The organism is Microbacterium sp. GbtcB4 (assembly GCF_019091465.1).
GTDB lineage: Bacteria > Actinomycetota > Actinomycetes > Actinomycetales > Microbacteriaceae > Microbacterium > Microbacterium paraoxydans.
The window spans coordinates 112,532-125,087 of the sequence record NZ_JAGXJJ010000008.1; the positions used below are offsets into that span (position 1 = coordinate 112,532).

General features: G+C 72.3%; 10 protein-coding genes. 3 read left to right on the top strand and 7 right to left on the bottom strand.

Annotated features, from left to right (window positions below; genetic code table 11):
• Nucleotides 1–34 precede the first annotated feature (34 nt).
• The 6 genes from KVS71_RS13630 to KVS71_RS13655 form a co-directional block, all read right to left on the bottom strand.
• A complete protein-coding gene (locus KVS71_RS13630; RefSeq protein WP_060922617.1) occupies nucleotides 35–808 on the bottom strand; it encodes a DNA-formamidopyrimidine glycosylase family protein in 774 nt (257 codons plus the stop codon).
• Entirely contained in the window at nucleotides 808–1,602 is a 795-nt protein-coding gene (locus KVS71_RS13635) for an EI24 domain-containing protein (protein ID WP_217584810.1), read from the bottom strand. The genes KVS71_RS13630 and KVS71_RS13635 overlap by 1 nt, the downstream gene beginning before the upstream one ends.
• 18 nt (nucleotides 1,603–1,620) lie before the next feature.
• Nucleotides 1,621–1,887, bottom strand: a complete 267-nt coding sequence (locus KVS71_RS13640; protein WP_217584811.1) for a Txe/YoeB family addiction module toxin — start codon at nucleotides 1,885–1,887, stop codon at nucleotides 1,621–1,623.
• Entirely contained in the window at nucleotides 1,884–2,132 is a 249-nt protein-coding gene (locus KVS71_RS13645) for a type II toxin-antitoxin system Phd/YefM family antitoxin (RefSeq protein ID WP_025102467.1), read from the bottom strand. Before KVS71_RS13645 ends, KVS71_RS13640 begins: the two co-directional genes overlap by 4 nt.
• Nucleotides 2,133–2,179: 47 nt before the next feature.
• Nucleotides 2,180–6,763, bottom strand: a complete 4,584-nt coding sequence (locus tag KVS71_RS13650) for an ATP-dependent helicase (RefSeq protein WP_217584812.1) — start codon at nucleotides 6,761–6,763, stop codon at nucleotides 2,180–2,182.
• Nucleotides 6,764–6,913: 150 nt separating this feature from the next.
• Nucleotides 6,914–8,596, bottom strand: a complete 1,683-nt coding sequence (locus KVS71_RS13655) for an ATP-binding cassette domain-containing protein (protein ID WP_217584813.1) — start codon at nucleotides 8,594–8,596, stop codon at nucleotides 6,914–6,916.
• 281 nt (nucleotides 8,597–8,877) lie between these two features.
• Here KVS71_RS13655 and KVS71_RS13660 point away from each other — a divergent pair, with 281 nt between their 5' ends.
• Nucleotides 8,878–9,150 carry a hypothetical protein gene (locus KVS71_RS13660; protein WP_217584814.1) on the top strand — a complete coding sequence of 91 codons (273 nt, stop codon included), beginning with the start codon at nucleotides 8,878–8,880 and terminating at the stop codon, nucleotides 9,148–9,150.
• Here KVS71_RS13660 and KVS71_RS13665 read toward each other — a convergent pair.
• On the bottom strand, nucleotides 9,123–9,803 hold the full coding sequence (locus KVS71_RS13665) for an alpha/beta hydrolase (protein ID WP_217584815.1): 681 nt from the start codon (nucleotides 9,801–9,803) through the stop codon (nucleotides 9,123–9,125). The genes KVS71_RS13660 and KVS71_RS13665 overlap by 28 nt on opposite strands.
• A 65-nt stretch (nucleotides 9,804–9,868) precedes the next feature.
• Between KVS71_RS13665 and KVS71_RS13670 the strand changes: the two genes are divergently transcribed.
• Both KVS71_RS13670 and KVS71_RS13675 read left to right on the top strand, forming a co-directional pair.
• Nucleotides 9,869–10,474 carry a DUF4916 domain-containing protein gene (locus tag KVS71_RS13670; protein WP_217584816.1) on the top strand — a complete coding sequence of 202 codons (606 nt, stop codon included), beginning with the start codon at nucleotides 9,869–9,871 and terminating at the stop codon, nucleotides 10,472–10,474.
• A 222-nt stretch (nucleotides 10,475–10,696) separates the two neighbouring features.
• Nucleotides 10,697–12,478: a hypothetical protein gene (locus tag KVS71_RS13675; protein WP_217584817.1), complete on the top strand. Its 1,782-nt coding sequence runs from the start codon at nucleotides 10,697–10,699 to the stop codon at nucleotides 12,476–12,478.
• Nucleotides 12,479–12,556: the final 78 nt, after the last annotated feature.

Here is a 12,556-nt window from a genome sequence, read left to right on the forward strand (position 1 = left end):
GAGGGGGAGATTCATTCCCGCGGATGGATACGGCTCAGCGCTGGCACCGGGGGCACCAGAACGTGATCCGCTCTCGGGTCGGATCGGCCCCCAGCTCCCCGCGACGGATGAGCGTTCCGCAGCGTCGGCAGGGGCGTCCGGCGCGTCCGTAGACCCACGTGGCCTGGCCCGGACGATCGATGCCGGTGAAGGTGCGGTTGCGGCGGTCGCGGTTCGCGCGGATGGTCCGCACACCCAGGTCGAGGAGGGCGGCGACGTCGACCTCCGGGGTCGGGGTGGTCGGCAGGATTCCGCGGAGGAACAGGAGTTCTGCCGCGTACTCGTTGCCGAACCCCGCGACGTTGCGCTGATCGAGCAGGGCGACGTGGATGGCCCGGGTGTCGGCGCCGAGCCGGCGCGCGGCCTCGATCGCGTCCCAGTCGGCGGCGAGCGGATCGGGGCCGAGGTAGCCGACGAGGTCGTCTTCATCGCGGGTGGGGACGACTTCGACTTCGGCGATGTCCACGCCCACCGCCTCGCGCTCCGCCGTGCCGACGATCGCCCGCACCTTGAACGCGGGATGCCGCCACTTCTCGCCGGGCCGGTACACGAACCAGGCGCCGTCCATGCGCAGATGCGAATGCAGCGTGCTCTCGCCGATCCGCAGCAAGAGGTGCTTGCCGCGGGGGATGGCGCCGTGCACCCGCTGTCCGGTCAGATCGAGGGTCGCGAAGCGCGGCACGCGGAGGTCGAAGCGCGTGACCTCCCCGCCCGCGAGGGCCTCGTCCAGGCGGCGGGCCGTGCGGAAGACGGTATCTCCCTCGGGCATCAGGCGATCCCCGGAGTGCGGTCGTGCCGTCCCGGGGCCGGTGCAGGGGTGGCGACGGCGAGCGGGGTGCGGGCCTGCATGTCGCGCGCCAGCATCGTGCTTCCCGCGACCGCGGCCGGCATCACGGCGACGGCGCCGCCCGGGATGAGGAAGCAGAGCTGGGTGGCGACGCCGAAGCCGAGCACGCGGGCGCGACTGCCCGAGAACAGCGCGGCGCGGGCGGCGGGGCTGAGATCGCGCGCATCGAAGGCGCGACCGGTCAGCTCCCGCGCGAGCAGGCGGCCCGTGAGGACCACGCCGGACACCGCGCCGAGGACGCCGCCGACACCGGGTACGAGGCCGATGAGGAGCACGAGGACGGCGATCAGGAGGCCGAGCACGACCAGTCGGAGACCTTCACCGACGGTGGTCCAGAAACTGCCGCCGTCGGCGGGAGGCGGGTCGCCCAGGTCCTTCTCCACGGCATGCCAGATGCGCTGATAGAACGGGTCGCCGATCGTGAGGGTGAGGGCGCTGAACACCGAACTGGCCAGCGCGAGCGCGGCGGCGACCACCACGAGGCTGACCGCGGTCCGCAGGAACCCGCGCCAGGGCTCGACCCAGCCGTCGGCGAAGGGGGTGAGCCACGCGGACAGCGACGGCATCGACAGGATCAGGGGCACGAGGACGGCCGCGAGGAGCACGAGCGCGATGACCGCGGGGACGAGCCCGAGCGCCATCAGGCCCGGACGGGTGCGCCACACGCCGAAGCCGCGGAACAGGGTGCGGACGCCGGCGGCGAACTCTCGGATCATGGCTCCAGGGTAGGGGGGTCAGTAGTGATAGCGGGCCTGCAGGATGGTCACGTGGCGATCGGTCGCCGTGTAGACGAGGCGATGAGCCTCATCGATGCGCCGAGACCAGGCGCCGGCGAGCGCGTGCTTGAGGGGCTCGGGCTTGCCGATCCCCTGGAAGGGGTCGTCGCGGAGGGTGTCGGCGATCAGGAGGTTGATTCGCTTGAGAGCACGACGGTCCTCCGTCTGCCAGTACACGTAGTCCTCCCACCCTTCGGGTGTCCAGACGAGGTGCCGGGTCGTCATGCCTCGTCGAGGTCGTGCTCCGAGACGTCGCCGTCGCGGGCAGCGGCCAGGGCGCTGAGGAGTCGCTGAGCGTTCGCGGGCGAGCGCAGCAGGTAGCTCGTCTCCACCAGGGAGTCGTACTCCGCCTTGGACATGAGGACGGCACTTCCTCGGCGCGAGGTGATCTCCACTTCGCTGTGATCGAGGTTCACGCGCTCGATCAGGCCGAACAGATCGCGCCGCGCTTCACTCGTCGTGATGGCCATGTCGTTCCCCTTCTGGTACGGAATATGGTACCACTCGTGAGGCCGAGTCAGACGGCCTTGCGAAGGGTGAAGCCGCGCGGCGTCTGGACGAAGCCCGCCTCCTGCAGGGCCCGCCCGAGGATCGTGCCGTACACGCCCTCTCCGTTCACCTTCTCGACCGTGAGGGTGTCGAGGCGGCGGTCCCTGGCCGTCGTCGCGAGGTCGGCGGCGGCGGCCTGCAGCACCTCCTCGTCGTCCGTGAAGCACAGCACGGTCCGTCCGCCGCGCTCGAGCGACAGGGCGAGGGCGCCGTCGACGAGCACCACGAGCCCGCCGGCCTTGCGCCCCGGGCGATGCGAGACGCCCTCGAGCTTCGGCCACCCGAGCGCCGCACCGTAGGGGTTCGCGGGGTCGGTGGCCGCCAGGGTGACGGCCTTCCGCGGCGGCGGATCGGCGAGGCCGGCGTACGTGCGGAGACGGTCGACCGTGGCGGAGGCGGCGAACTGCGCGGCGCCGAGCTTCTCGATCACGTAGCCGCGACGGCAGTGCCCCGCCTCCTCGAATCCGGCCAGCACGCGGTACGCCTGCGCGAAACCTCCGGGGACGCCCTCGGACTGCACGGCCCCGCGAGTGACCACCCCGTAGCGGTCGAGGAGCAGTCCGGCGGTGACGGTCGCGCGCCTCGCCGGATCGGTCTCGACCTCGGGGAGCAGCGACCAGCGACCGCCGATGGAGGTCGGGCGCGGAGCCGTGCGCGTGAGCGACATGCCGCGATAGGTGCGCGCACGCGGAGCGCGGCGCTTGACCTTGTGGGCCTGGGAGCCCCCCGTCAGCAGCGAGCGGATCGGCGCGAAGGTGTCGTTGGTCACGTGTCCGGACCAGGTCAGCGACCACAGGGCCTCCAGCACCGACTGCTCGTTCTCGGCGCCGGTCATCTCCTTGAGCTGCGCGGCGAAGTAGGCGCCGCCCGCCGCGAGGGCCGCGAGGAGGCGCGCCTCCAGCGACTCCGCGGCGATCTCCGCGTCCGGATCGGGCAGGGTGAACGGGGCGAGATCGGCCGGGTGCAGCGAGACCCACCCGTCGCGGCCGGGGAGCGTGCCGTGTCCCGACCAGATCACCTCGCCCGCGGCCGTGAGTTCGTCGAGCATCGCCGGGGTGTAGTCGCGCACCCGCGACGGCAGGACGAGCGACTCCCAGGCGCTGGCCGGGATGGGGACGCCGGCGAACTGCTCGATCACGGTGAGCACGCCGTCGATGCCCTCCAGGGGTCGACCGAGATGCTGCCAGTCCGGCAGGAACCGGGCGTAGGCCTCCGGGGAGACCGGCTCGACGGACCCGCGGATCGCCGCGAGCGACCGCATGCGCAGCCGCCGCAGCACCTCGGTGTCGCACCACTCGATGTCGTCGCCGCTGCCGGCCGCGGTGGGGAGGAAGTACCCGCTCGTGAGGCGGCCGTTCGTCTCCAGGCGTTGCAGGGTGTGCCGGGCGACCGCGGTGCCGAGACCGAAGCGCTCAGCGACGGACGCGGTGGTGAAGGGGCCGTGGGTGCGGGCGTGACGGGCCACGAGGTCGCCGAGGGGATCCGCCAGCGGCTCGAGGAAGGCCACGGGGATGCCGGTCGGCAGGGCTGCGCCGAGAGCGTCGCGCAGGCGTCCGGCGTCCTCGATCGCGGCGACCCTGGCCACCCCGGCGATCGTGACGGGGATGGCCCGCCGCGCGGTCACGAGGTCGTCGAGCAGCGTCGCCGCGGTCGCTCCGCCGGTGGACTCCGGATCGAGGCGTGCCGCCACCTCGTCGGCGTCGAGCGGGCCGAGCAGCCGGAGCAGGTCGGCGACGCCCTCCAGGCCGCGCGCCCGACGCTCCGGGTCGAGGCGCTGGGCCTCGCGCTCGAACTGCGCGATGACGTCGGGGTCGAGGAGCTCGCGCAGCTCGACCGTGCCCAGCAGCTCGCCCAGCAGTGCGGGATCGACGGACAGGGCGGCCGCTCGGCGCTCGGCCAGCGGCGAGTCGCCCTCGTACATGAACGCGCCGACGTAGCCGAAGAGGAGGTCGCGCGCGAACGGCGACGGCTGCCCCGGCTGGGTCTCGACGAGGCGGATGCGGCGGTCGGCGATGCTGGTCGCGAGCTTCCGGAGCGACGGCAGGTCGTAGACGTCCTGAAGCACCTCGCGCAGGGTCTCCAGGATCACGGGGAAGGTGGGATGCCGGCGGGCGACCTCGAGGAGCTGGGCCGAGCGCTGGCGCTGCTGCCAGAGCGGCGTGCGGCGGTTGGGGTTCGTGCGGGGCATGAGCAGCGCCCGCGCGGCGCACTCGCGGAACCGCGAGGCGAACAGCGCCGAGCCGCCGACCTCCTGCGTGACGAGCTGCTCCAGCTCGTCCGGATCGAACACGAAGAGCTCCGCACCGGGCGGCTCCGACTCGGCGTCGGGGATGCGCACGATGATGCCGTCGTCGCTCGCCACCGCGGAACCCTCGACGCCGAGACGCTCCCGCACGCGCGCATTGATCGCGAGCGCCCAGGGCGCATGCACCTTCATGCCGTACGGGGAATGCAGGATGACCCGCCAGTCGCCGACCTCGTCGTGTCCGCGCTCCACGGTGAGCGTACGGTCCGTCGGCAGGGTGCCCGTGGCCTCCCGCTGTTCGGAGAGATGTGCGAGGAGGTTGGCCCGCGCCTGCTCGTCGAGCCCGGCTGCGATGAGACGCTGCTCCGCCTTCTCCGGCTTCGCGGCGGACACCTCGCGGGAGAACGCCCCGAGCGCCTCGCCCAGCTCGAACGGGCGGCCGATGCCGTCGCCGTGCCAGAACGGCACCTTGCCTGGCTGGCCGTAGGCGGGGATGACGTTGACGCGGTCGTGGGTGATCTCGGCGATGCGCCAACTCGTGGTGCCCAGGGTGAACACGTCGCCGACGCGGGACTCGTAGACCATCTCCTCGTCGAGCTCGCCCACGCGGGCACCCGTGGACTCGCCCGCCACGAAGACGCCGAAGAGACCGCGGTCGGGGATGGTGCCGCCGCTCGTGACCGCGATCCGCTGTGCCCCCGGGCGGCCGGTGAGCGTGCCGGCATCGCGATCCCAGACGAGTCGCGGCCGCAGCTCGGCGAACTCGTCGGAGGGGAAGCGGCCGGCCAGCAGGTCGAGGGTGGCCTCGTACGCGGAGCGGGGGAGGGACTGGAACGGGGCGGACCGGCGGACGGTCTCGAACCACTCCTCGACGCTGATGGCGCCGAGGGCGCTGGCCGCGACGGTCTGCTGGGCGAGGATGTCGAGCGGGTTCCGCGGCACCTGGATGGCCTCGATCTTCCCCGCCAGCATCCGCTCCGTCACGATCGCGGTGTGCAGCACGTCGCCGCGGTGCTTCGGGAACAGGGCCGCGCGGCTGATCTCGCCGACCTGATGTCCGGCGCGACCCACGCGCTGGAGTCCGGAGGCGGCGGACGGCGGCGCCTCGACCTGGATCACGAGGTCGACGGCACCCATGTCGATGCCGAGCTCCAGGCTGCTCGTGGCGACGACGCACCGGAGCACCCCCGACTTCAGCTCCTCCTCGACCTGCGCGCGCTGTTCTTTCGACACCGAGCCGTGGTGGGCCTTGGCGAGCACGGGATCGGCGCCCGCGGTGGTTCCCGCCTGCGCCATCATCGCGGCGGGCACGGCCGGCTCCGGAAGCGCGACCCCGATCCGCTCCGCATAGATCTCGTTCAGCCGTCCGGTCAGCCGTTCGGCGAGGCGGCGGGAGTTCGCGAAGACGATGGTGGAGTTGTTCTGGAGGATGCGGTCGACGATCGCCTCCTCGACGTGCGGCCACACCGAGCCGGTGACCTCGGTGTACTCCGCATCGATCCCCGGGGCCTCCGGCGGCGCCCCGGGCGGGGGTGGCGGGTTGGTCATGTCGTCCATCGGCACGACGACGCCGAGCTCGAAGGTCTTCGATGCCGGGGGAGCGACGATCTCGACCGGGTCGGCGCCGCCGAGGAACCGCGCGACCTCGTCGATCGGGCGGACGGTGGCCGAGAGGCCGATGCGCTGCGCTGCGGTCTCCGCGCCGTGGGAGCGGCGGAGGGCGTCGAGGCGCTCCAGGCTCACCGCGAGGTGCGCGCCGCGCTTGGTGGCGGCGACCGCGTGCACCTCGTCGATGATGACCGTGTGCACGTCGCGCAGGGTGTCGCCGGCCCGGCTCGTGAGCATGAGGTACAGCGACTCGGGGGTCGTGATGAGGATGTCGGGCGGATCGGATACGAGTTTGCGGCGATCGCTCGACGTGGTGTCTCCCGAGCGGACGCCCACGGTGATGCCGGGGGCGGTGAGACCGAGTCGCCGCGCGGACTGCCCGATGCCGATGAGGGGCGAGCGCAGGTTGCGCTCCACGTCCACACCGAGGGCCTTGAGTGGGGAGATGTAGAGGATCCGCGTGCGGGACCCGTCCTTCTTCGGCTCCTCCGGGAGGTCGGCGCGCTCGCGGAACACGCTGTCGATGGCCCAGAGGAACGCCGACAGGGTCTTGCCGGAACCGGTCGGAGCGACGACGAGGGCGTGCTTGCCGGCGGAGATCGCCTCCCACGCGCCGGCCTGCGCCGGCGTGGGTGCGGTGAAGGCACCCCGGAACCAGTCCTGTGTGGCCGGGGTGAAGCGGTCGAGCACGTCGCTCATGCCTCCATCATTCCCGACCCCACCGACATCCGGCCCGGACCTTGACAGCCCCCTCTCCCGCCCGCACGACCCGGTCCCGCCCGCACGACCGAACCGTGGTTCCGGTCGTGCGGGCGGACAAGGGTCGTGCAGGCGGAATGGGTGACGAGGTCACACGACCTCCTGCAGCACGCCGTCCGCGTCGATCTCGAGCGTGAGGTCGAGGTCGAGTCGGGAGAGGAAGGCGTCGTCGTGACTCACCACGAGCACCGCCCCGCGGTAGGCCCGCAGCGCCTCGACGAGCTGGTCGACCGTGTCGAGATCGAGGTTGTTCGTCGGCTCGTCGAGGACGACGAGGTGCGGAGCCGGATCCGTGAGGAGCAGCCGGGCCAGAGCGACCCGGAACCTCTCCCCGCCGGACAGCGCGGACACCGGACGGTCGGCCGTCCCGCCCCGGATGAGGAACCGCGCGAGCCGGTTGCGGAGCTCCTTCTCCGGGACCTGCGGTGCCGCGACGGCCACGTTCGCGAAGACGGACAGGCTCTCGTCGAGACCGTCGACGCGCTGCGGGAGGTAGCCGATCCGGTCAGTGAGCGCCTCCGCCCGGAGCTCCGGCCGTTCACAACTCAGGAGATCGCGCCCGATCTCCGCCCCCGGCGTCGGATTCGGACGTTCCGGCGCCTCTTGTCCTGAGTTGTGCGCGGCCCCGTCGACCAGCCGCTCCAGCAGCGTCGTCTTGCCGGCGCCGTTGCGTCCGACGAGGGCCACGCGCTCCGGGCCCTGGATCACCCATGACCGCTCCGGTCCGCCGAGCTCGGCGATCCGGCGGCTCCGCGACACGTCGGGGTCCGGAAGCTCGATCTTCATCGAGGCGTCGGACCGCACCCGCCGTCCCGCCGCATCGTGTGCCGCGCGGGCCGCGTCCTCCTTCGCGCCCACCTCGGTGCGCAGCCTCCCCGCGGACACCTCGGCGGCCATCTTGCGACCGTGCGCGACGATCTTCGGAACGCGCTTCTCGACCTCGGCCTTCTTGGCGGTGCGGGCCCGGTGGGCGAGCTTGACCTCGGCCTCGATCCGCTGGCGCTTCTCCTTGCGGAGCACCTGGGCGGCGGCGACCTCGGCCTGCTTCGCCGCGTCCTGCTCCGCGTCCAGCCAGGCGCGCCACTCGGAGTAGGGACCGCCGAACACGGAGAGGTTCCGTCCGTACAGCTCGGCGGTGTCGTCCATGAGCTCGAGCAGAGCGAGGTCATGGCTCACGACGATGAGCGTGCCCTTCCACGACTGCACCATCGCGGCGAGGGCCGCCCTGGCGTCACGGTCGAGATTGTTCGTCGGCTCGTCGAGGAGGGTGAGGGGAGCCCGCCGCAGCCGGATGCCGGCGATCGCGACGAGCACGGCCTCCCCTCCGGACAGCTCGCCGACCGTGCGGTCGAGGAACGCGGGGGCGAGCCCGGCCTCCGCGAGGGAGGCCTCCGCCCGCGCCTCGATGTCCCAGTCGTCGCCGACCGCGTCGAAGTGCGCGGGGTCGACGTCACCGGCGGTGATGGCCCGCACAGCATCGAGGGCGGCCGTCACCCCGAGGAGGTCGGATACCCGGCGGTCCACGTCGAGCGTGAGCTGCTGGGGGAGGAAGGCGACCTCGCCCGAGGTGCTGAGGGTTCCGGAGGTGGGGGAGAGTTCCCCGGCGATCAGCCGGAGCAGCGTGGACTTGCCGGCGCCGTTGCGGCCGACCAGTCCCGTGCGCCCGGCGCCGAAGGCTCCGGACACGCCGTCGAGGGCGACCGTGCCGTCGGGCCAGGTGAGGGAGAGGCGGTCGAGGACGACGGCGGCGTGCGAGGAAGTGGGCTGTGACATGGGGTGTCTCCTGTCGAGTGCGAGGGTGCACTGACACCGAGCCCTTCGGACCGTGGAGTCACGGAAGCGGAGGAGGGCGTCTGCCGGGGAGTCGGCGATCGTCGGGTCAGCGCGCGAGAAGAGGGGCGCGGAGGCGACGATTCAGATCAAAGGACTTCCAGACACGGCGGACAGGACGCCACGACGATACCCGGGCGTGTCGCGCCGCGCAACTCCCGGGCGTGTCGCCGCTCCGTCGCGCGGGGGATGCGGGGCCGCGCGACGGCTCGTACCGTGGAGGCATGGCAGACGATCGGAACCCCAGTCCCGAGGAGATGCGCGCCAGGACCGGCCTCGGCATCGGTCTCGCGCTCGGCGTCGCCATCGGTGTCTCCATGGGCGTCGCGTTGCAGAACTGGGCGCTCGGCCTGGTCTTCGGCGTCTCGATCGGCATCGCGCTGTCCGTGGCCTTCCGTGGATCGGGAGGCAGCGCCGAGAAAGGGTCCGAGGACGACGACGACGCCGGATCGGACTCCGCCGACGGCGCTCAGGACGGCCGGGACCCCTCCGCCTGATCCGCGCCGATCCCCTCGACCCAGGTCGTGAGGAACCGGTGCACGTCGCCGAGCTCCTCCTCCGAGATGCTGTGGGTCAGTCCGCTGTAGACGCGACCGGACAGGGACGTGTGCGCGGGGAGCCATTGCGCCGTGTGGGCGATCAGCGGCGCGGGGATGACGTCGTCGTGGGAACCGCGTCCCCAGAACACCGGGGGGCTCACCTCCGCGAGGTGCGCATCGCCGGGAAGGGCGTCCGGGGCGGCGTAGCCGCTCAGCGCGACGACCGCGCCGAACCGTTCGGGGGCCAGCCGCAGGGCCTGCAGCGACACCGCGGCGCCCTGGGAGAACCCGAGCAGCGCCACCGACGGCGCGTCCGCCGCGGCATCGTCGAGCCAGCGCAGGAACGCCTCCGCCGCGAGGGTGACGGCGGCGGAGCTGCGTCCGTCGAGCCCCTCGATCGGGTACCAGGAGCGACCGGGGGCCGGCCACGGCGGAGTCAGCGGTGCGGCGACGGAGGCCACCGCGACGTCGGCGGGGAGATACGGGACGAGGCCGAAGAGGTCGTGCTCGTCGGCGCCGTACCCGTGCAGCAGCACGAGCAGCGGGAGCCCGGCGCGGTCGGTGCGCGACCAGCGCGTCGCCGCATCGTCGATCGTCAGGTTCTCGGTCACACCGTCATCCTGCCAGGGCTCGCGCCGGTGCTGCCATCGACGAGGACGGCTGGTAGAAAGGAGGCATGGCGGTGCGCACACCCGATCCGGAGCCGAAGCCCGAAGACGAGGGCCTCGGTTCGTTCCGCGATGCGAACCCGCCGGTGCCGGATGCGAACCCCGGCTGGCTGAGCGACGTCGAGCTGGAAGAGGCGCGGCGCCACCTTCCGATGCTCTACGTCGAGGCGATCCCCGTGCGCACGGACGGCTCCGGTCAGGTCACCGAGATCGGCGTGCTGCTGCGGTCCACGCCGCTCGGCGAGATCACACGCACCATCGTGTCGGGCCGCGTGCGCTTCGGCGAGACGATCCGCGACGCGCTGTTCCGCCACGTCGAGAACGACCTCGGGCCGATGGCCTTCCCGCTCCTGCCGCCGCAGCCGCTGCCGTTCACGGTGGCCGAGTACTTCCCCATCCCGGGGGTGAGCGCGTATCACGACGACCGTCAGCACGCCGTCTCCCTCGCCTTCGTGGTGCCCGTGACCGGGACGTGCGAGCCGCGCCAGGACGCCCTCGAGGTGACGTGGTTCTCGCCCGAGGCCGCCGCCTCCGACGCCGTCGCCGCCGAGATGGAGGGCGGCCGCGGCACCCTCATCCGCCACGCGCTCGCCAGCCTCGGCCTCCTTCGCTGAAGCCCGTTCTTCTCCCTCCTACTTCTCCCGAGACCCCGGGTTCGAGTCGAGACCCCGGCTACGGCGCGCGCATAGTGCGGGGTCTGGGCGAGAACCCGGGGTCTCGGCGCACGGTCAAGGCTTGTCTTCCGAGCCAGGGACCCTGTATTCATGACGAAGGTGATCTGCTCAGAACGCCCTGATCCTCGCGGTCGTCGACCGCGTCCGTCCCGAAGGATGCCCATGGCGTTCGCCGCTCCTCTCCGCACCCTCCGCGCACTGGCCGTCACGGTCGCCGTTGCGCTCCTCGCCTCCGGGCTCGTCTTCGTCGCGGCGCCCGCCACTGCGACGGCTGCGCCCGACCCCGCCTTCCCCGGGGTCGCTGAAGCGCTTCCCGCTGCGGTGGAAGCGGCCGCGGGGGTCGCTGCCGCCGATCCCGGTGAGTCGGATCCGGCGGGCACCGCCACCGTCACCGGACGGGTCACGTTCCCGGACGGCACCGATCTGAGTATGGGGCGGACTTTCGTCGCGGCCTATGCGCCGGGGGCGGACGTCGGTTCCCCGCTCGCGGCCGCCGCCGTGACCGACGGGTCTTACTCCCTGCGCGTCCCGCAGGGCGACGTCGTCCTCGGCGTGGTGTCGGAAGGGCGCGCCGTCTTCGATCAGGGTGGTCCGCAGAGCGGCGAGATCGTGTCCGTGGGACCCGACGGGGTCGTGCGTGACGTGGTGCTCGAGCGCTCCGCCCTCGTCTCCGGGCGCGTCACCGCGCCGACGGGCGTGGACATCACCGGGCAGCGGGTCGTCGTCGCCGTCTACCCGGTGGCCGGAGCCGGGGCCGCGGTCTCCGCTGCCAACGTCGTGACGGACGCCGGTACCTTCGCGGTCGGCGGGCTGCCGGCGGGCGAGTATCGCGTCTCCTTCGTTTCCTCGGTCGCGGGCGCGGTCTCGGAGTGGTGGCAGGACGCGCCTCGATTCGAGAAGGCTCGACCGGTCGTGCTGGCTGCAGGGGAGGCGCGGCCGGGGATCGATGCCGCACTCGAGGCGTTGCACCGCATGGAGACCTCGGTGCCCACGATCAGCGGTACGCCTGTCGTCGGGCAGACCCTTCGAGCGCTCCCGGGGGCCTGGACCGCGGGGGCCGCGCTCAGCTACCAGTGGTACGCGAACGGAAAGGCGATCGCCAAGGCGACAGCCTCCTCCCTCGCGCTGACGACAGCGCACGCGGGGACGCGCATCACCGTTCAGGTCACCGGGAAGAAGGCCACCTTCGCGTCGGCGACGGTCGCCTCAGCGGCGACGGCCGCCGTGCTCCGCCCGCTCGTCGCGCCGACGCCGTCGATCACCGGTACGCCGACCGTCGGGCAGACCCTCAAGGTCCGTACCGGAACCTGGACGGCGGGAACACGGCTGACGTATCAGTGGTACATCAACGGCGCCCCTGTCGCACGTGCCACCGCAGCCTCGTTCACGCTCCCGTCGTCGGCCGCCGTGAAGACGGTGACCGTCGTCGTCTCCGGGACCAAGGCCGGGTACGCCGCCGCATCGCGGCGCTCGAAGCCGACAGCCGCGGTGAAGGGGATCCTGTCCGCACCGACGCCTCGGATCACCGGATCAGCGATCGTTGGCTCTCGCCTCACCGCCGTGCCGTACACCTGGACCAGCGGCACCCGGCTGAGCTACCAGTGGTACCTCAATGGCCGGGCCATCTCCCGTGCGACCGGCTCGACGCTCGTCGTCACCCCGGCGATGGTGAAGGCGAGGATCACGGTTCGCGTCACCGGCACGAAGAGCGGCTACATCTCCGCCGCGCGCACATCGGCTCGGACGGCCGCCGTCGTCTATCCGGGGCGCACCAAGCCGATCTCGACCTGGAACTGCCCCGCGTGGGCTCCCATCAAGGGCAACGCGCAGTCGATGATCTATCACGTGCGGAGCGGGGCGTACTACGCGAAGACGAAGCCCGAGGCGTGCTTCTCCACCGAGAGCGCCGCCGTCAAGGCGGGCTACCGCAAGTCGAAGCGGTAGGCCTCTGTCAGCCGAGACCCCGGGTTCCCGCCCATACCCCGGCGTACACCCGCGAGCGCCCCGGGGTCTCGGCGCGCA